The following is a 21,060-nucleotide window of genomic DNA, read 5'->3' on the forward strand; positions in this document are numbered from 1 at the left end:
GAATATCTATTTTTCATAATTTCTCTCATTATTCAACAAATATTCTATAAATAATTTAACCTGTGGCAGTGAATAGTAAAGATCCTTATACAAAATATAAGTACTGCGGGTAAAAGGAGTACCATCTGTAAAGTAAAGATTTTTCACGTATCCATGAAAGTTTTCAAGACAAATCTTTGGAAGTATTGCCCATCCAAGCCCGTGCTTTGCCATTTCTACACAGGTATCAATATTATCAATCCAGATTTTTGTATTATCCGTGGATAATCCATTTTCAAGAAGCCAAGTTTGAATTTTTCCATGAAGAATACTATCAGTGTGTCTGCCTATGTATGGATAGGAATCAAGAGGACGTTTTGAGTTTTCATTGCTGCATACCAGGCACATGGGTTCTGTACATAAATGTATTAACCCTTGGTTCCATTTATATTCTCCCCTTAGAACTGCAATGGAGATATCATCATTTTCAAGCATGTTGTATAGGTTTTTACTTTGATCAGTAATTATGCTTACATCAACATTTGGAAATGACTGCATATAATTTTTCAGAGTTTCAGGCAGGCGATAATGAGAATAATTTAAAGATACTCCAATGCTTAAACTTCCGCCTATAATGCCGTGATTAGAATCTATATGCTGACGCATTTGTTTCAGAGTATTTGTCATAGTCCTTATATAGGGAACTATGCTTTCACCTTCAGGAGTAAATATTACCCCTTGCTTGGAACGAATTAGCAGCTGGATTCCAAGGATTTTTTCTATTTTTTTAATTCGCTTTGTAAGTGCAGGCTGAGTCATAAATAATTTTTTTGAAGTTTTAGTCATGTTTTTTAAATTATATAACGATAGAATTACTTCATAATCTTTCTCATCCATAGTAAATTATCCTTTCATCCATTACTTTTAGTTATGACCTTTAATAAAATAATACTATTGTACATTATGGAATTCAAGATATATAATAAATACATATGTATACTTAAAGAAAAGTTTTTTATTTATATGAAAATATATCCCAAAATGTTTTGTATGTCTTTCTGCAAATGTTCTAAATATTTTAGAATTGCTAAAGATAGTTTTTGCACACTGGAACATAAAAAATACTAATAAGTATTTAAAATTTAGAATTATCTAATATAATGTCTAAATTTAGAGGAGAATTGTAAATAATAGTTTCACATTACTTGGGATATAATTTTAGTATATAAAAATTAGAGATTTTAGGAGGAATACTAATGATTACTTTACATGATGAAGGTGCATATTTAGTAAATGGAAATGAGATCTATTTTAACAATAGGCAATCTGATGCAAAGCTTAAAGAGAGATTTGGCAGTAGATGTTCTTTAGAGGATGCAAAAAAGAATACAATTGCCTATTCAATTATGCAGAAACATAACACTTCTGGTGATGATACAAATTTGAAGCTTAAATTTGATGCATTAGCTTCTCATGACATTACGTTTGTAGGTATTATACAGACAGCCCGTGCCAGTGGACTTGAAAAATTCCCAATACCTTATGTGCTTACTAACTGTCATAACAGTCTTTGTGCTGTTGGTGGTACTATAAACGAAGATGATCATTTATTTGGACTTTCTGCTGCAAAAAAATATGGTGGAATATATGTACCTGCCCATTTTGCTGTAATTCATCAGTATATGCGTGAAATGATGGCTGGATGCGGTAAAATGATTTTAGGATCTGACAGTCACACTCGTTATGGTGCGTTAGGTACTATGGCAATCGGAGAAGGTGGAGGAGAGCTTGTAAAGCAGCTGCTTTCAAAAACTTATGATGTACAATCTCCACAAGTTGTGGGTGTATATCTAACAGGAAAGCCACAAAAGGGTGTAGGACCTCAGGACGTTGCCCTTGCAATAATCGGTCAGGTATTTAAAAATGGTTTTGTTAAAAATAAGGTAATGGAATTCGTGGGACCTGGTGTAGATAATCTATCAGTAGAATACAGGCTTGGTATTGATGTTATGTCAACTGAAACTACATGTCTTAGTTCCGTATGGAAAACTGATAGCAAAGTAAAAGACTATTTAACAGTGCACTGTAGAGAAAATGAATACGCAGAGTTAAACCCTGGAGAAGTTGCGTATTATGATGGAATGATTTGCGTAGATTTATCAGAAATAAAACCAATGATTGCAATGCCTTTCCACCCAAGCAATATATATACTATTGAAGAGCTAAATCAAAATCTTGATGATATTCTTGGAGAAGTAGAAAAACAGGGTCAGAAACAAGTGGGAAACAAAAATTTAAAATTCTCTTTAAGAGACAAGATAGTTGATAACAAATTATATGTGGAACAGGGATGTATAGCAGGCTGTGCCGGCGGTAACTATGAAAATGTCTGTGAAGCTGCTAGTATACTTGATGGACACTCCATTGGAAATGATGAATTTGCACTTAGCGTTTATCCGTCAAGTCAGCCTGTTTATTATGAACTTGTAGAAAATGGACTAGCATCAAAACTCATGAATTCTGGTGCAGTACTTAAAACTGCCTTCTGTGGACCATGCTTTGGAGGTGGAGATACTCCTGCAAATAATTCACTTAGCATAAGACATACTACAAGAAATTTCCCTAATCGTGAAGGTTCAAAACCAAATGAAGGACAGCTTTCCTATGTAGCCTTAATGGATGCACGTTCTATTGCAGCTACAGCAGTTAATAAAGGTTTCTTGACAGCAGCTACAGATATAGAAGATGTTAAATATGATATACCTAAATATTATTTCAACAAGAAAATATATGATGATCGTGTATATAGCGCCTTTGAAAAGCCAAATGCTGAAAAAGAACTTAGACTTGGACCTAATATAAAGGATTGGCCTGTGGTTCCAGCACTTGCAGATAATTTAATTTTAAAGGTTGCCTCTGTAATAAAGGATCCTGTAACTACTACAGATGAACTTATACCTTCCGGAGATACTTCTGCATATCGTTCAAATCCATTAAGACTTGCAGAGTTTACATTATCACGTAAGGACCCTGAATATGTAGGAAAGGCTAAGCAGATCCATAAGTCAGAAGAAGCAAGAATTACTGGCAAAGAGCCTTTTGAAGAAAATAAGGATTTAGAGAAGGTATTTAATACAATTAAGGAAAGCTTTAAAGATATAAATCTAGAAAATACAGGAATCGGTAGTGTAATATATGCCATAAAACCTGGAGATGGTTCTGCCCGTGAACAGGCTGCAAGCTGTCAGAAAGTTTTAGGTGGTTATGCAAATATTGCAAAGGAATATGCTACAAAGAGATATCGTTCTAATTTGATTAACTGGGGTATACTTCCTTTTATTATGGATGATGAACCTAAGTTTGAATGTGATGACTTTATATTTGTACCTAATATAAGAAAAGCACTTTCAGACAAATTATCAGAAATGGATGCCTATGTAATAGGAGATAAAGTGGAAAAAATCACTTTAAAAATTGATAAATTATCTAAGGATGAGACTGATATTCTACTATCTGGATGCTTAATTAATTATAATAGAAGTTAATAGTGATGATATTACCCAAAATTGCACCTTCTGGGTGCAATTTTTTTCAGTGAATTTTATGGAAAAAACATTTAATTCATCTTATTCTAATAGATTGAATTAAGTAGTGAGTTTATAATAAAAGGTGATATAATATATAAAAGTGAAGGATTTTTTATTCCTTCACTTTTTTAAGTACAGTTTAAACTTCTTCTAGTGTAATATTGTAGATCCAAGTATTAAAGCTCTCTACATTAACGACTTTGTAATTTTTACCTTTTTTAGAGAATACACCATCTTCAACTTCTTCATATCCATTATCTTCTAGAGCTTCTACGCTATCTCCATAATGCTCATTAATTTCTAATTTTGTTGTTTTGTCCATTTTTCAATGCACTCCTTTAGTTTTTATATTTTATTTTATTTTACTATATTAAAAACATTTTGACTAGTGCGAATTTATACTTTTTATTGATGTAAACGTTATTTAATAAAAAAATTATAAATACATTATATATTTAATAAAAAAATTGTAATGAATATGAATTTCTATTGCTAAGCTTTCAATATTGTTTTCACATAAGGCAATAAACGACTTATTTTGCATTTACAAAAATTGTGAAAAATATATTGTAGTCATTAAAAATATCTGAATTATATTTGTAATGGTTTTTAAATTACACAATATATATACATTTCTCATATAATAGTATATCAGTATAATGTGGGGGATGAAAAATGAACAAAATTGATGTAAAACATATATTTATGAATTATCACTCCATGAAAAGTGAAACAGAGGCAATAAGTGATGTAAGCTTCAGCTTGAAAAAAGGTGAGTTTCTAAGCATTGTAGGACCTTCCGGCTGTGGAAAATCTACTTTACTTAATATAATATGTGGACTTGTAAAACCATCTGGAGGAGATATATTTGTGGATGGTAAAAAGCTTCAGGGATTAACAACAAAAATAGGTTATATGTTTCAAAGAGATCATCTCTTTGAATGGCTGACAGTGTGGGATAATGTGTGTATTGGCTTAAAAATACAGCATAAATTGACAGATAACTCTAAAAGAAACCTTAAAGAATTGCTTAAAAATTATAAGTTGGAAGAATTTAAAAATTATCATCCCAGTGAACTCTCAGGGGGTATGCGTCAAAGAGTAGCGTTAATCAGAACTCTAGCACTTAATCCAGAAGTACTTCTTTTAGATGAACCTTTTTCTGCATTAGATTATCAAAGCAGGTTAAAAGCCAGCGATGAAATTTTTAAAATAATAAAGCAGGAAAATAAAACGGCTATAATGGTTACTCATGACATTTCTGAGGCAATTTCTATGTCGGGCAGAGTAATAGTCTTTTCCAAAAGGCCTGCAAAAATAAAAAAAGATATCAGTATAGATTTTTTAGATGATTCAATTACACCCTTAAATAGAAGAGATCATCCAAAATTTAGAGAATATTTTGATATCATTTGGAAGGAGCTTGAGTTTAAATGATTAAGGCAAGCAGCAGTGAACATATAGAGTATATAAAAGAAATGAAAAAAAAGAATGTTATGGTTTTTATAACAAGATTGTTGATACTGGTTGGAATATTTGCATTGTGGGAAGCAGCAGGCGATTTTAAATGGATAGACCCCTTTCTCATAAGTACACCTTCAAGAGCTTTTAAGAGTCTTATAACCATATATAATGAAGGAACACTTTTTAAGGATATTGGAATAACTTGTATGGAAACAGTACTGGGTTTTACTATTGGAACAGTGCTTGGAACAGCCATTGCAGTTTTACTTTGGTGGTCTAACTTCGTTTCTAGAGTTTTAGACCCTTACTTAGTAGTATTAAATGCACTTCCTAAAGTGGCTTTAGCTCCAATTATAATATTCTGGGTAGGAAATGGAATAAAAGCTATAATTGTAATTGCTCTTTTGATATCTATTGTAGTTACTATAATAAGTATTTTGGAGGGCTTTAGGCAGGTAGATGAGGATAAGATAAAACTTTTAAAAACCTTTGGATCAAGTAAATGGCAGATACTCTCCAATTTGATAATTCCTGCCTCTGTACCTACTATAATTTCAGCATTGAAGATTAGTGTTGGTCTTTCCTGGGTAGGAGTAATAATGGGAGAATTTCTTGTAGCTAAAGAAGGATTAGGTTTTTTAATAGTTTATGGAGGGCAAATATCTCAGCTTGACATGGTGATGATGAGTATAGTAGTTCTTGCATTTTTGGCTTATATAATGTATGAAATTGTATCATTAATAGAAAACAAAATAAATGCTAAATTTCAGAAGTAATTAAGTTCAACTAAAGAAATAGTAATAAAAATAGTCTAATATACTGACAGACTGTTATTTGAATATGCTTTAAAATGGTAAATTATACATTATTGTAAATAGTATTTAAATTCGCTGATAAATTAATTATATAAGGAGATTGTATTATGAAGTTCGATGCAGTATTCCAAGGAGGAGGCGTGAAAGGTATAGCTTTTGTAGGGGCAGCAGACTGTCTTCAAGAGAATGGATATAAATGGCAAAATTTAGCTGGAACCTCTGCTGGATCAATTGTGGCGGCTCTTTTAGCTGCAGGCTATACAGCAAAAGAATTAAAAGAAATTATGATAAATATGAGTTACACAAAACTTTTGAAGAAAAATATTTTAAATGATATTCCTGTGGTAGGAAATGTATTTCAACTGGTTAATGATTTAGGTGTATATAGCAGCAGGGTAATAGAAAACTGGATGTTTGAAAGATTATGGGAAAAGGGAAAGACTAAATTTAAGGATATTGAAAAAGAAGGCATTATGCTGAAAATTATTGCAGCAGATATTACTAGGAGAAGCATTTTAATTTTGCCAGATGATTTAAAAAAATATGGTATTAATCCAGGAGAATTTAGTATTGCAAAAGCAGTTAGAATGAGCTGCAGCATTCCCTTTTTCTTTAAACCTGTAAAGCTGGAATACGATGATAAAATAGATTATATTGTAGATGGGGGACTTATAAGTAATTTCCCAATCTGGGTATTTGACAGCGATACTGCCCCAAAATGGCCGACTTTTGGATTTAAGCTGACAAATGATTCTGGAAAAAATCATTTCAAAAAAAATATAGCGGAAAGTAAAAAAAATTTGATATCTTATTCTATTGATGTAATCAACACTGCTTTTGACAGAGATGAAGAAGTTTATGTGGCAGACAAGGATTCAGTAAGAACTATCAATATTCCCACAATGGGAGTAAATGCTACAGATTTTGCCATATCAAAAAAAAAGACTATGGAATTGTATCATTCAGGCTATAATAGTACTAAAGTTTTTTTAGATAGCTGGAACTTTGGTGAGTATATTTTAAGATACAGAATGTGAAAATTTTTTTCCCGATGACTAGCCACTCTAATACTCCCATCGCATTCTGTAAAAGTGATTTACTTGCTCTCTACTTTTTTTAAAATGAGAGTAAAGAGTGGCTAAGTCCCTGGATAACGAATTCTAAGCATCAGATGGAATAAAAAACTCCACCTGATGCCAAGAATTCTGTTTATAGGAATAAAATCATTTTCATCGGTAAAAATATTAATAGAGAGGAAGTGATTTTATGTCTCATGAAGTTGGTAAAAAGAAAACAAGAAAACAGGCTATGAAGATGTCAAAGCCGCAGGAGGTCCATGAAGATGATATTAAAAAGAACACAACTCCTGGAGTGATAAAAGGGGAAAGATAGATTTTAACACAATCTATCCCTTTATTATTTTTACTTAAACAGAGCTCTTAATATTAGTATTTATGATACTTAGAAATTGTTGTCCTTTAGGGTAAATCGTTATCTGAAGGCTGTAGCCACTCTTTACTTCCACTTATGAAAAGTGGTGGGAGTAAAGAGTGGCTAGTTATCGGATGAATTAATCAGGTAAAATACTACTTGGATAATAATTTGGACTGTAATGGATGCAATATTAGAAAATTGGAGCAATTGACACTTAGTATATAAAAATGTAAAATATGAATAACTACATAAATAATGACTAAGCATAAGATAAAGTATTGATATGAGGGGATTAACAATGAAGAAAAAAATAAAATTAATGCCAATGATTTTTACTGTTTTATTGACCATAAATATTGCAGGTAGTAATTTTAATTCTTTTAAACAATTTGAAGACATTTTAATACATAAGTATGTCTTAAAGGATACCACAAATGTAATATTGCTGGAAGCAGGAGATAATTCTAGCAGTGCAGCTTCAGCAGAAACTTCAGTGGGAAATACTGGCAATACATCGGGGGAAACGGCCAATAGTGGAAATATATCGGATAATGCCTCATCAACAGGTAATGGAACCTCTGAAAGTACAAATGAAAATAATTCTAGTGAAACTGTAAGTAAGGATAACTCTAGTACTGTGGAGCCAACACAGCCAACAGCACCAGCAGAACCTAATGTACCAGTAGCGCCAGCAGCACCTACGCAATCCACGGTTCCAAGTCCTTCGGTAGAAAATAGGACAAGTGTTTCTGGAAGTAGCACAAGTTCCACAACAAGTTCTAACACTAGTACCTTTGGAAAAAGCAGGACCCAAAGTAGTACCTCAACTAGCAAAAACAGTACAAGCACTAACAGTAGTATTTCAACATCGAAAGCTAAGGATACTAATGAAAATATTTTAAATGAAGATAAGCAAGCTGAAAATGCAGCTGAGCAACCAGCTACATCAAGCAATAATAATCAAAGTAATACTGAGGAAGCAGCTAAAAATTCAAATTTACTTTTAATTAAAGCTAACTTGGATAAAGGTAATGTAAATCTAAATGATAAGTCTAATGAAATAAAGCTTACCAGTGACGATCCAAACTTTAAAGAAATTTATTATGTAATTTCTAAAGATAAAAATGTAAATCCTGATGAAAAATGGGTCAAATATTCTGCTCCTTTAAAATTTGATAAAAATGGTATATGGTATATACATTATAAAGCAGTAGACAAAAATAATAGTGAGAATTATGGATATTTTGGTCCATATAATGTAGTTTATAATTATCAGGCCCTGGAAGCAAATGCGCCTGATAGCTCAGTAAAGAAAAAAATTATAGGATTTTCTATGATAGCCGTTATAGTAATTTTAGCTGTTCTCTATATTATAAAGACAAATAAATCTCCTTATCCAAGACCAGAGAATAAGTAAATGAAGGAAAAAAGAGTTTAAATTTAAGATATGAATAGTACACAATAATTTAAAGCCTGGATTAAATATTTTAACAATTTATTTAATCCAGGCTTTAAGGTACATTCAAATAAATGATTAGTCAGTATACAGTGTATTATATAGATTATTTATCTTTGTGAGCACACTGATTGTTAGATTTTTCAGAGCAGCCAGAGCAGTTGGTGCATCCACCTTTAGAGCAGCTGGCTAAACTATTATCAAAAGGTACACATTTTAACATAAAGGTAGAATTCTTATATATTAAATTTATACCTTTGATTTTATCCACTATTTCTTTAGAATAAGCAATGGGAATATCATTATATTTTTGAATAAAATCATGCTCATTGAGCTCATCTAAAATTATATCAACCCGAGCACTTTTACAGCAGGAACTCACATAGGAAAATCTTACACAGTTATATTCTTTATGCACTAATAAAAGATTAAGTAAATTTTTATATGCCTCCTGCGATATTTCTATTTTAGGGGTAATATTCATTTCATTCTCCTTGTTCTTCATATATATCTGAATAAGAATGTAATAGGCTTTGTTTTAAATCCCACAGCTTATTGGATAAATCCACATAATAAGTGTGAGGATTTTCAAGTCTTAAAACCTCAGGCCAAAGCTTATCAGTTTCTGTTTTAGCAAATTCTTTTATTTCGCTTACGCTGGGACTTTCATAAATAGCTTCCCCATTTTTAAAGATTTGAACCATCAATTCTTTAACATAATAATTTTTTAATTTTTTCTTTTTCCATGTATAAGTTGGATTAAATATTTCTAATCTTTTATTTTCATCAATTGTCTCATCATGCAATGTAATCAAATCCGCTAGTGCCTTATCTGTAGATTTATCAAATATTCTATATATTTTTTTAAAACCTGGATTGGTAATTTTTTCTTCATTTTCGCTTATTTTTATCCTAGGTATAATAGAATTTTTATCCTCTACAGCAGATAGCTTATATACTCCTCCGAATACCGGTTCAGATTTTGCAGTTATCAATCTCTCTCCTACTCCAAAACTGTCTATGCAGGCACCCTGAACTAAAACATCTGTTATTATGTGTTCATCTAAAGAATTTGAAATAGTTATTTTAGCATCACTGTAACCAGCTTCATCAAGTATTTCTCTGCATTTTTTAGAAAGATAGGTTATGTCTCCACTGTCTATTCTTATTCCCTTAGGTCTTATACCCAGTGGTTTTAAAATTTCATCAAAAATCTTTATGGCATTTGGAAGTCCTGATTTCAATACATTGTAAGTATCTACTAGTAACAGGCAATTTTCTGGATATGCCTTTGCCCAGGCTTTAAAGGCTTCATATTCACTATCAAAAAGTTGAACCCAGGAATGTGCCATAGTTCCTATAGCTGGTATTCCAAACATTTCCTCAGATATTGTACAAGCGGTAGCACTACATCCTCCAATAACAGCAGCACGTGATCCGTAGATGGCACCATCATAGCCTTGAGCACGTCTTGAACCAAATTCCATTACAGGTCTTCCTGCAGCAGCTCTGCATATTCTATTGGCCTTGGTAGCTATGAGGGTTTGATGATTAATAGTTAAGAGTATCATAGTCTCTACAAATTGAGCCTGTATAGCTGGTCCTCTAACTGTAACTAAGGGCTCATTTGGAAAAACTGGATTGCCCTCGGGTATGGCCCATACATCACAGCTAAATTTAAAATTTCTAAGATAATCTAAGAAATCTTCGGAAAATCCGCCCTTGGATTCTAAATAATCTATATCGTCTTTACTAAATTTAAGATTTGATAAGTATTCAATTAGCTGTGTGACACCAGCCATAATACAGTATCCACCGCCATCTGGTATTTTTCTGAAAAACATATCGAAATAAGCTATTTTATCTCCTACACCGTTTTTAAGGTAACCATTACCCATGGTAAGTTCATAGAAGTCAACAAGCATAGTGAGATTTCTTTCATTTCTCACATCAAAATTTTTAGTAAGTTCCATAAAAAATTTCTCCTATCTTTTTAAATAAATATAAATTTGTATATAATGTATAATAAGTATATTCAAATAAATAATTTTTTAGATTTATATTTTCTATTATAGGCTAAACACAATTATATTTAATTTATAATAGAATTATATTTATTGTAATACCTAATCATTTTTTATACAATAGCTTTGCTGTTTATCATAGACTGCTAACTTTAATATTCCTATATTTTCAGAATAGGAGTAAGGGGGAATGGGTACATAGATAATGGCTTTTAAGGAGATGGTGAAATAATAACTCCATCTTATGCCAAGAACTCGGTTTAGCTTTTATTGGTAATATTATATGTTACTTTGGGGGTAATAATTAAAGATGAAGTATAGTTTAGATAAAAATCAATTAGAAGCAGTTACTACAGAATATAATAATGTATTAATTGTAGCAGCACCGGGCTCTGGAAAAACTACAGTTATAATAAACAGAACGGCATACCTCATAAAAAATAAAGCTGTAAAACCTGAAAATATTATTATTATAACCTTTACAAAAGCTGCTGCATTAAATATGAAACAAAGATATAATGCTTTATTTAATAATATTGGAGAACCATTTTTTGGTACATTCCACGGCCTTTTTTATAAAATTTTGAGAAGACACTGCGATTCCATAAATATTATACAAGCCTATGAAGGTTATAGAGTAGTAAAAAAGGTTCTTGAACCCTATATGGATGAAGTAAGTGAGGATAAATTAAGGGAAATAATAAATGATATCTCTAAATATAAAAATTTCAGATATTCTTTTGAAGAATTTATACCATCTATTGAAAAATCTATTTTTAAACAGTGTTATGATGCTTATGAAAGCTATAAATTTGAAAAAAACCTTATGGATTTTGATGATTTACAGCTAAAGTGTTTGGAATTATTTAAAAAAGATGAAAGGCTTTTAAAGGGCTATAGAAATTTATTTAAATATATGCTGGTGGATGAGTTTCAGGATTGCGATTCTCTTCAAATAGAAATGCTTAAGCTTTTAAATGAAAATAATAATTTATATGCAGTGGGAGATGAGGACCAGTGTATATATGGTTTTAGAGGCTCAAGACCAGATTGCATGGTAGATTTTCATAAGATATTTAATCAGGGTAGAAAGATATATTTGAATATAAATTACAGAAGCGTATGTAATGTAGTTAACATATCAAAAAATCTCATAAAAAATAATATTATGAGAAATGAAAAGAACATAAAGGCCAATAAAAATGAAAAGGGAAATATCAGCATATTAAATAACGTAAATGAAAATTCTCAGGCAGAGGATGTATCTGAAAATATTATAAAGCTTAAAATTATAAACAATTTGCAATTTAAGGATTTTGCCATTCTATACAGAACTAATGTGGAAAGTCGAAGTTTAATAGATAATTTTATAAGAAAGAATATACCTTTCAGACTTTTGGATAAAGAGTATAATTTTTTTGAGCACTTCATATGCAAGGATATACTTTCTTATTTAAAGCTCAGTATTAATAGCAGTGATAAAGAGGCCTTTTTAAGGATAATAAATAAACCCTTTAGATATATTGGAAAGTCAAATTTAGATATATTGAGAAAACATGAGTATAAGGAAGATATGTTTGAAGTACTGAAAAACATAGAGGACTTGCCAGTTTATCAGATGAAAAACATAGACAAATTAAAGAGAGATATTCAAAAACTTAATAAAATGTCTTTAGGCCTAGCTATACAATATGTAGTAATTGAACTGGGATATAGGGATTATATTGTGGAGTATGCTAAAAAATATAAGCTTGAAATTCAGGAATTGGAGGATATAATAGAGGAATTTAAAAAAGCGGCAGAGGGATATAATGCTATAATTACGTTTTTGGCTCATGTAGAGGAAGTAGGGGAGACATTAAAAAATAATAGAAAAGAGACTAAAAAGGATGGTATCATACTCAGTACTATACATGGCGTAAAAGGCATGGAGTTCAAAAATGTATTTATTATAAATTGCTGTGAAGAAAATATACCCCATAAAAATAGCTTGCCGGATAATATAGAGGAAGAGAGGAGACTTTTTTACGTGGGTATAACAAGAGCTATTGATAATCTCTGGATATGCTTTAGCAGGGATATAAGGGGTAAAGATAAAAAACCTTCAAGATTTATAAAGGAATGTGAGCTTGATTGTAATGAAGATTGTAATGGAGGCTTCAATGTAGGCGACAAGGTAAAGCATATGTCCTTTGGAGAGGGTAAAATAATATTTTTGGATAGCAAAATTATAGAAATTGAATTTTCTGATGGAGTAAATAGAAAATTTGATGCTGTCATCCTGGGGAATAATAGGCTCATTGATAAGGTTCATTAATAGGAATAACCCTCATGCCACTCCAAAGCATAAGGGTTATTCCCTACAATGAATAGAAACTTCAAGTTTATCCGATGACTACCCACTCTAATACTCCTATCTTTTTCAAAGTGGGAGTAAAGAGTGGCTACGTCCCTGGATAACGATTTCTAGACATCAGGTGGAATAAAAACTCCACCTGATATCTAGAACTCTGTTTATGTGAAAATATATTTAAATGGGGTATGATTAAATAATATCAATAAAATGTGGAAGAAATATAAAATAATTATGTTATAATTATGTGATTTTTAGATATTACTACTTTCTTCTAATAAAATTATATATCAATGCTACAATTCCAATAAAAAGTAAAAATTTTATTGCTACTACTGTAATTCTAAGCAATAATATTAAAAAGAATATAAATATAATTCCATGTATTATTCTAAACACGTTTTTTCCTCCTTAGTATGCTCTTATTTTTTCTATACATTGCCAATAAGTAAATTGATTATTTGCAAAAATTGGTCACTTAACGCCACTCTCAGTAATTTTAATTAATAATCAAAATTGTAATATAACGATTATAACATGTTCTATAGATAATAGTAAATTTTATGATTTATATATTTTATTAGAGTTAAAATAATATATTTAATAAAAAAATGTTACTAAATTTGATAAATTATGATATAATTATCGTCAATTAATAATGTAATCTAAAAAATTAAATTTCAGGAAGGGGAGATATTATGGGAACTCAGGGAAAGACTTTAACAGATGAAGTAAAATCAGATATACTTAAAAAATTTAAAGAAGGAAAATTAGTAAGTGAAATTGTCAAGGAAACTGATTTAAGCAGAAGTGAAATTAAAGATGTTATAGAAGATTATCTTAATGCTAAACTTATTTCAGAAGACAAAACAATATAATATTTTTAATTTTCAGCTTTAAATTGAATATAAGGTCAATGAGAGAGTCTCAATGTGATCCTATTACTAAATTGTCAGTAAATAATCAGTTTAGTAAAGCTTAATAAATGCCGTAAATTTCTTAGAATTTACGGTATTTATATTATCATATTGACTAAGGCAGATTCAAATAAATAGCTAGTGTGCTAGGGCTAGGCTATTTTCAAACTTACTATATATTTTCATATACCTAAAGTAAGTGTAATTATTTACTTGTTATGATATTATATAAAATAAATTAACTCTAAGAAACAATAAGTAAGATTCTTTGATAAATCAGTGTTGTTTTTGGGGGATTAATAAAATTTTAGGAGTTGATATATAGGTGATAAATGCAATTGTAAATATGCTTATGGGTGTAAATATTTTATACATAATAGTTGGAGTAATAGCAATAGTTATTATTTTAAAAGTAGTAGGAAAGATATTAAGAATTGCACTTGTAGTGGGTGTTATAGCTTTAGTTCTATATAAAATAGGAGCATTTCCTCTTATACAGGATTTGTTAAAAACAATAGGTATATACTAATAGGATTCTTTATTTATATAGGTATAATTACTGTCAGATATTTATTTTCTAGACCTAAGACAATTTTAAACTAGCTTTAAATTTAAATTAATATTTACTCCCTTATTTCAGTCTTAAGAAATAAGGGAGTTTTTATAGTTTCTTTAATTACTAATTACTGGATAATTAATTCATTAAACAATTCACTGCTGTTTAAATAATATTTTCTTATTTTTATCATATAATTACTCAGTGAAGAAGTATTATACTGGCATAGGAGATAGGTTTAAAGTAACAACTTATAAAATATATTGTAGGTGATGAATGTAAAAAATATATAACAAAAAATAATTTTTTAAAAACATTGAAAAAAATATATACAAGCATTATTATGTAAATGTGTATACAATTAAGTTGTATTTTATAACTAATTAGCAAAGTATGTATGGGAAAAATTGGAATTATAATACATAATATCCACTAAGAGTTAATAAAAAATAATAGAGGAGATTTTCTTATGGAAGAAAGTAAAAAGAGTATTATTAGACGTTCGTTAATTTTATTCATAGCAATAGGTATATTGTTTAGTGTTTCATATTTTATTGGAATGAAAAACAAAAAGCCTGTAGCTTCCAGTAAACCCTTTAAAGTTGCAGAAATTAAGCATACTGAGGTGGTGAAAAAAGAAACTGTGCCCACACTGCCAAAAACGCCAGGTAAAGATGAATTGAGAAACTTAATAAACGTAAATGATGGACAAAAGGTTGCGTATCTTACTTTTGACGATGGTCCATCACCAAATAATACTCCCCAAATTCTGGATATCTTAAAAAGAGAAGATGTTAAGGCTACTTTCTTTATAATTGGAAAAAATGCAGAAAGAAATCCTGAACTCCTAGTGAGAGAGAAAAATGAAGGACATACCATTGGTATGCATAGTTATACTCATGAACCTGCAATAATATATAAAAATCCTGAGGCCTATTTAAAAGATTTGGATGAATGTTCAGCAGCTATGACAAAAGCTGTAGGGGAAGACGGATATGATAAATGGCTAATTAGATTTCCAGAAGGTTCTGGTACAGTAAAAAATAAGCCTGGTTTTAGAGAGGCTATAGCTGCAGCCGGATATCATTATGTTGATTGGAATGCATTAGATGGAGACGCAGAACATTCTAGGATGGAGACTCCACAATACCTAATGAGTAGATTTACAAGTACTATTGGCGAACAGCATCACGTAGTGATATTAATGCATGATGCAGCAGCTAAAAAATCTACAGTGGATACTTTGCCGCAGTTTATAAAATATTTAAAGGATAAAGGCTTTATATTTAAGACTATACCTAAATATCAATCATGAGTAATTACTTATATAAAGAAGTAATTTTAATAGAATTATTCAGGGAAGGTTAATAGATAGCACTATGATAGTTTTCCTAGCGCTTCAAATTAATTGAAATTATATGTGCTAATTATATAAAAAGTGGTATAATTAGCACATATAATTTTTTTGTAAGCTTGTAAATGTTTGGATATTTATTTTTGCTGATTATATAGCTAATGAGAAATAAGTATCAATGTGTTATAAAATTTTAAACCTGGACATAAATTTTCTATATGATATGTTTTACAATAATTGATTAAGTGGGGAGAGTTGATTTTCATGATTGCTTTTACAAGAATGTGGGAGGATGTATTTAAATTAATAGACCAAGGTAAAGTTAAAGATTTGAACATAATTAAAAGTTTTAAAAGTGGTTTTATAGTTTCTGAAAATGAAAATACTGATTTTGTAACTAAGCAGGATTTTCTGGATATTTGGTGTGAATTGCTTTATTATAATGAATTATCCAAGGAACATATACTTAAGGATGGAGGATTAAAAGCTAAATATGTATATGATTTAATCAGTAAACTGACCTATGTAGTTGAAGAAGAGGGAAAAATTAAGCTAAAAGAGTAGTTTTATTGAATATTTTGTAATAGTATTATATAATTTTATTAGGCTCATATTCTTAAAGAATATGAGCCTTTAAATTATATTATTAAGGGGTATAAATAATGACATATCCAGGTATTAAATCAGAAGACATTTTATTTTCTTTAGATATTGGTACTCGTACTGTGATTGGCACAGTAGGGATTATTAAAGATAAAAAATTTAATATTATAACTGAAAAATTTACAGAACATGAAGAGAGAGCTATGGTAGATGGGCAGATACATGATATAAGCCTAGTTGCTAAGGCTGTAAATAAAGTTAAAAGTGAATTGGAAGAGGAATTGGGTTTTGAACTTAAAAAAGTGGCTATAGCTGCAGCTGGAAGGTTTTTAAAAACTATTCTGGTTAAATCAGAAGTGGAAATTGATGAAGATAGGGAAATCGATAAAGAACTGGTAAGGAGCCTTGAGCTTACGGCAGTAAAGCAAGCTGAGGAAGAGGTTAATAAGAATACCCAGGGAAAGCTCTATTGTGTAGGATACAGTGTTAAAAATTACTATCTTAATGGATACGCTATCTCTAATCTTTTATCTCATAAGGGTCAAAATATTTCAGCAGAAGTAATTGCTACTTTTTTACCTAGATCAGTAGTCGAAAGTCTTTATGCCGTTACAAAGAAAATAGGGCTGACTGTATTAAACCTTACCTTGGAGCCTATAGCTGCAATGGAAGCCGCAGTACCTAAAAAATTAAGACTTTTAAATTTAGCACTTATAGATATTGGTGCAGGTACGTCTGATATTGCCATAAGCAGTAATGAAACTATTAGTGCTTATGGCATGGTATCTATGGCAGGGGATGAGGTTACTGAAGCATTGGCACAAGCTTGTCTTGTAGATTTTAATACTGCGGAGAAGATAAAAAAAGAAGTTATTGAAAAAAAAGAAGTAAGCTACGTAGATGTATTGAGTTTAGAAAATAGTATTACCTTTGACGAAGTAATTAAGATAATAACGCCTGTAGTTGAAAAATTATCTGTTGAAATATCTAATAAACTTCTTGAGCTTAATGGTGGTAAAGCACCTAATGCAGTATTTTTAGTTGGAGGGGGGGCACATACTCCACTTCTAAAGGAATTAATTGTTAAAAACCTGAATATACCATCTCAAAGGATTGCCATTAAGGGTAGAGAAAGTGTTGTGGATTGCGTATGTAATGATAATAAATTAGGTAGTGTAGGGGTAACGGTTTTAGGTATAGCCTTAGTAGCTATGAGAAAATTTGGTGGAGATTTTATCGATGTATTTTTAAATAACAGTGTAGTAAGTCTCTTCAACTCTAAAAAGAACACTATTATGGACGTTATTATGCAAGCTGGTATAAATCCTAAAATTTTAATTGGTAAGAATGGAAAGAATGTAAGATTTAATTTGAATGGCTCAAAACGTGTAGCCTTTGGGAGCATAGCAAAAGGTTCTGTAATTAACTTAAATGGAATATTTGCAAGTTTAGAGTCAGAAATAAGAGAAAATGATAAGATAGAAATAGATTTTGCACAAAATGGACATAATGCAAAGGCATATATAAAGGATTATATAAAAAAATTAGATTCTGTAGGATTTTATTTAGATAGTGAGGTTAAAAACCTTGAACCATTGTTTTTTGCCAATGATCAGAAAGTTAATATAGATCATATAATAGCTGAAGGGGATAATATTAAAATTGTATTTCCAAGAACTATTGGAGACTATAGAAAATTTATTGATAATAATTTAAATTTGGAATGTTATATTCAGTCTACAAAGCTTGAGGATGATTATATTATCAAAGAAGGAGACAACATATCTACCACTATAATGGATGAAGAAAAAAGTAATCAACTTGATTATGGAGAAGTAGTTAATACTGCACAAGCAGAAGCGGCGGTAGGTTATGCAGTAGATGAGGAAGAAAATTATATTGAAGCTAAAGTAGAAGAAAGTAAAAAGGTCTATGACAAAGCTTCCATGGAGATAGATAAGAATTCTTATAAATCAATAGAGGTTTTTGCAAATGATAATAGGGTAACTTTAAAAGGGAAAAGATCATATATATTTGTAGACATATTTAACTATATTGAATTTGATCTCAGTAAAGCAAAGGGAGAACTTGTACTGCTGTTAAATGGTAATAAAGCCGGTTTTTATGATGAATTAAAATCTGAAGACAGAATAGAAATAAAGTGGAAATAAATTTTTATAGGGAAAGAGGTAAATTATGGACTTTTTAAATGAAGCAAATAAAATAAAAGATCAGCTTATAGCATGGAGAAGAGATTTTCATTCTCATCCTGAATTAGATTATGAACTTTTTAGAACAAATGAAAAAATTAAAGCCTTTCTTGAAGGTGAGGGAATTGAATATACAATTGTAGCTAAGACCGGTATATGTGCTATCATAAAAGGAGCTAAACCTGGTAAGACTATAGCTTTAAGGGGCGATATGGATGCACTGCCGCTGCAGGATGAAAAGAAATGTGAGTATGCTTCAAAGGTAAATGGAAAAATGCATGCCTGTGGCCATGATGCACATACAACTATACTTATGGGTGCTGCAAAGTTATTAAATGCTGTGAAAAGTGAATTAAGTGGAAATATAAAGCTTTTTTTTGAACCAGCAGAGGAAACTACTGGAGGAGCAAGGTTAATGATTGCAGAGGGCGCCCTGGAAAATCCAAAGGTAGACGCAGTTATTGGGCTTCACGTAGATGAAGCTATTGAAGTGGGGCAAATAGGTGTGAAAAAAGACGTAGTTAATGCTGCTTCAAATCCCTTTACTATAAAAATAAAGGGAAAAGGCGGTCATGGCGCCCATCCAGACACAACTGTAGATCCTATAGTTATTTCTTGTAATGTAGTAAATGCTCTTCAGACAATAATAAGTAGAGAACTTCCACCAGTAGATGCAGGAGTTATAACTATAGGCTATATTCATGGTGGTACTGCACAAAATATAATTCCAGAAGAGGTTAAAATAGGTGGAATTATAAGGACTATGAAAACAGAACACAGAGCTTATGTTAAAAAGAGATTAAGGGAAATAACTGAAGGAATAGTAAGGTCTATGAGAGGCAGCTGTGAAATAAAAATAGAAGAAAGCTATCCATGTTTATATAATGATGATGATATACTTAATGTTGTGAAGGAAAGTGCAGAAGAGGTTATTGGAAAAGATAAGATAAATATTCTTCAAAATCCAAGCATGGGTGTTGAAAGTTTTGCATATTTTTCTTTGGAAAGACCTTCCGCTTTTTATTATCTTGGCTGTAGAAATGAAGCAAAGGGAATAGTAAATCCTGCTCATGGAAGTCTATTTGATGTAGATGAAACCTGCATTCCTATTGGTGTAGCAATTCAGTGCACAGCAGCAGTTAATTATCTTCAAAAAAATAATTAGAAAAATAGAATATGTGTTTTCACTTTTTATTTTTATATGTAAAGTATTAAAATAAATCATATCGTATTTATTTTAATATGGCTTAGTAGTATAATAATATCTTGTCAACTATAATTTAGGTATATCATTAATTAATGTATATACCTAAATTGTAATTTTTAAACCATGGAGGAAAAGATGAAAATTGAAATAGGACCAAATGAGGCGGGGCAAAGAGTAGATAAATTTGTTAGAAAATGGCTTAAAGATGTACCTCTAAGTGCCATATTTAAGGCTTTTAGAAAAGGTGATATAAAGGTAAACGGTAAAAAGACAAAAGAAAAATATTCTCTTGTAGAAGGAGATATAGTAGAAACTTATTACATTTCATCAGAGCCTGAAAAAAAGAAATTTGTAAGAATAGATAATAATTTTAAAGTTACCTATGAAGATGAAAATATGCTTCTTTTAGAAAAATGGCCGGGAGTTTTAGTACATTCCAATAGTGAAGGTGGAGAACCTACTCTTACAGACTATGTATTGTCCTATTTGTATGATAAAGGTGATTATGAACCAGAAAAAGAGGTTACATTTACGCCAGCTCCTTGTAACAGATTAGATAGAAATACTTCTGGTATAGTTGTATTTGGTAAAACTTTTGAGGCATTAAAGCTTCTAAATGAAATGATAAGGGAAAGAAAAATAAAAAAGTACTATACAGCCTTAGTTAAGGGAAAGCTTAAAGACGGAATTTATGAAGGATATATATATAAAAATGAAGATGCAAATATTTCTAAAGTATTTGACAGTGAAATGCCTAATACAAAAAAAATAGCTATGGAAGTAAAAACTATTCAAACCTGTGGCAGCTTTTCATTAATAGAAATAGATCTTATTACAGGAAGAAGTCATCAGCTTAGAGCTCATTTAAATCATTTAAATCATCCAATAATTGGAGACAATAAATATGGAGATAAAAAACTTAATAGTTTTTTTAATAATAAATATGGCTTAGACTATCAATTCCTATATGCTTATAAGCTTGTATTTAAGAATTGTCCTGAAAAGTTAGCATATATGGAAAACAAGACCATAGCAGAATCATTGCCACCTATATTAAAGAAAGTTAAAACAGATGTATTTAAGTTTTAGTGTATTAAAGAG

19 protein-coding genes are annotated in these 21,060 nt (G+C 30.5%); 14 read left to right on the forward strand and 5 right to left on the reverse strand.

Annotated elements, in window-relative coordinates; genetic code table 11:
- Positions 1 to 6: 6 nt before the first annotated feature.
- Positions 7 to 876, reverse strand: a complete 870-nt coding sequence (locus ABF633_RS04990; protein ID WP_415522544.1) for a LysR family transcriptional regulator — start codon at positions 874 to 876, stop codon at positions 7 to 9.
- Positions 877 to 1,235: 359 nt separating this feature from the next.
- On the opposite strand from ABF633_RS04990, the gene ABF633_RS04995 reads away from it, so the two are divergent.
- The gene (locus ABF633_RS04995) at positions 1,236 to 3,524 is read left to right on the forward strand and encodes a hydratase (protein WP_415522545.1); all 2,289 of its coding nucleotides are present in this window, start codon (positions 1,236 to 1,238) and stop codon (positions 3,522 to 3,524) included.
- 181 nt (positions 3,525 to 3,705) lie between these two features.
- Here the strand turns inward: ABF633_RS04995 and ABF633_RS05000 are convergent, their stop codons facing one another.
- Entirely contained in the window at positions 3,706 to 3,888 is a 183-nt protein-coding gene (locus ABF633_RS05000; protein ID WP_015616410.1) for a hypothetical protein, read from the reverse strand.
- A gap of 353 nt (positions 3,889 to 4,241) precedes the next feature.
- On the opposite strand from ABF633_RS05000, the gene ABF633_RS05005 reads away from it, so the two are divergent.
- From ABF633_RS05005 to ABF633_RS05025, 5 genes are all read left to right on the forward strand, one after another.
- Positions 4,242 to 5,003 carry an ABC transporter ATP-binding protein gene (locus ABF633_RS05005; protein ID WP_415522546.1) on the forward strand — a complete coding sequence of 254 codons (762 nt, stop codon included), beginning with the start codon at positions 4,242 to 4,244 and terminating at the stop codon, positions 5,001 to 5,003.
- Positions 5,000 to 5,806: an ABC transporter permease gene (locus ABF633_RS05010; protein WP_415522547.1), complete on the forward strand. Its 807-nt coding sequence runs from the start codon at positions 5,000 to 5,002 to the stop codon at positions 5,804 to 5,806. Before ABF633_RS05005 ends, ABF633_RS05010 begins: the two co-directional genes overlap by 4 nt.
- A gap of 146 nt (positions 5,807 to 5,952) precedes the next feature.
- Positions 5,953 to 6,882 carry a patatin-like phospholipase family protein gene (locus ABF633_RS05015; RefSeq protein WP_415522548.1) on the forward strand — a complete coding sequence of 310 codons (930 nt, stop codon included), beginning with the start codon at positions 5,953 to 5,955 and terminating at the stop codon, positions 6,880 to 6,882.
- A 229-nt stretch (positions 6,883 to 7,111) separates the two neighbouring features.
- A complete protein-coding gene (locus ABF633_RS05020; RefSeq protein ID WP_415522549.1) occupies positions 7,112 to 7,237 on the forward strand; it encodes a hypothetical protein in 126 nt (41 codons plus the stop codon).
- A gap of 340 nt (positions 7,238 to 7,577) precedes the next feature.
- Entirely contained in the window at positions 7,578 to 8,696 is a 1,119-nt protein-coding gene (locus ABF633_RS05025; RefSeq protein ID WP_415522550.1) for a hypothetical protein, read from the forward strand.
- Between the two features lie 145 nt (positions 8,697 to 8,841).
- Here ABF633_RS05025 and ABF633_RS05030 read toward each other — a convergent pair whose 3' ends face one another.
- Positions 8,842 to 9,240, reverse strand: a complete 399-nt coding sequence (locus ABF633_RS05030) for a hypothetical protein (protein ID WP_415522551.1) — start codon at positions 9,238 to 9,240, stop codon at positions 8,842 to 8,844.
- Entirely contained in the window at positions 9,221 to 10,708 is a 1,488-nt protein-coding gene (locus ABF633_RS05035) for a nicotinate phosphoribosyltransferase (RefSeq protein WP_415522552.1), read from the reverse strand. Before ABF633_RS05035 ends, ABF633_RS05030 begins: the two co-directional genes overlap by 20 nt.
- Positions 10,709 to 11,069: 361 nt before the next feature.
- Between ABF633_RS05035 and ABF633_RS05040 the strand changes: the two genes are divergently transcribed.
- Positions 11,070 to 13,076 (forward strand): ATP-dependent helicase, encoded by a 2,007-nt coding sequence (locus tag ABF633_RS05040; RefSeq protein WP_415522553.1) that lies wholly within the window; start codon positions 11,070 to 11,072, stop codon positions 13,074 to 13,076.
- 300 nt (positions 13,077 to 13,376) lie between these two features.
- Here the strand turns inward: ABF633_RS05040 and ABF633_RS05045 are convergent, their stop codons facing one another.
- Positions 13,377 to 13,511 carry a hypothetical protein gene (locus ABF633_RS05045; protein ID WP_415522554.1) on the reverse strand — a complete coding sequence of 45 codons (135 nt, stop codon included), beginning with the start codon at positions 13,509 to 13,511 and terminating at the stop codon, positions 13,377 to 13,379.
- Positions 13,512 to 13,810: 299 nt separating this feature from the next.
- Here ABF633_RS05045 and ABF633_RS05050 point away from each other — a divergent pair, with 299 nt between their 5' ends.
- The 7 genes from ABF633_RS05050 to ABF633_RS05080 all read left to right on the forward strand — a co-directional run bounded on the left by ABF633_RS05050 (position 13,811) and on the right by ABF633_RS05080 (position 21,048).
- A complete protein-coding gene (locus ABF633_RS05050) occupies positions 13,811 to 13,990 on the forward strand; it encodes a hypothetical protein (protein WP_415522555.1) in 180 nt (59 codons plus the stop codon).
- 364 nt (positions 13,991 to 14,354) lie between these two features.
- On the forward strand, positions 14,355 to 14,558 hold the full coding sequence (locus ABF633_RS05055) for a hypothetical protein (protein WP_415522556.1): 204 nt from the start codon (positions 14,355 to 14,357) through the stop codon (positions 14,556 to 14,558).
- Positions 14,559 to 15,054: 496 nt separating this feature from the next.
- Positions 15,055 to 15,900, forward strand: coding sequence for a polysaccharide deacetylase family protein (locus ABF633_RS05060; RefSeq protein WP_415522557.1), 846 nt, complete (start codon positions 15,055 to 15,057; stop codon positions 15,898 to 15,900).
- 303 nt (positions 15,901 to 16,203) lie between these two features.
- Complete coding sequence (locus ABF633_RS05065) at positions 16,204 to 16,503, forward strand: hypothetical protein (RefSeq protein ID WP_415522558.1); 300 nt, start codon at positions 16,204 to 16,206, stop codon at positions 16,501 to 16,503.
- Positions 16,504 to 16,601: 98 nt separating this feature from the next.
- Positions 16,602 to 18,713, forward strand: coding sequence for a cell division protein FtsA (locus ABF633_RS05070; RefSeq protein WP_415522559.1), 2,112 nt, complete (start codon positions 16,602 to 16,604; stop codon positions 18,711 to 18,713).
- Between the two features lie 25 nt (positions 18,714 to 18,738).
- Positions 18,739 to 19,917, forward strand: a complete 1,179-nt coding sequence (locus ABF633_RS05075) for a M20 metallopeptidase family protein (RefSeq protein ID WP_415522560.1) — start codon at positions 18,739 to 18,741, stop codon at positions 19,915 to 19,917.
- A gap of 177 nt (positions 19,918 to 20,094) precedes the next feature.
- The gene (locus ABF633_RS05080; protein WP_415522561.1) at positions 20,095 to 21,048 is read left to right on the forward strand and encodes an RluA family pseudouridine synthase; all 954 of its coding nucleotides are present in this window, start codon (positions 20,095 to 20,097) and stop codon (positions 21,046 to 21,048) included.
- Positions 21,049 to 21,060: the final 12 nt, after the last annotated feature.

Source organism: Clostridium sp. (genome assembly GCF_047718555.1).
Taxonomy (GTDB): Bacteria; Bacillota; Clostridia; order Clostridiales; family Clostridiaceae; genus Clostridium_I.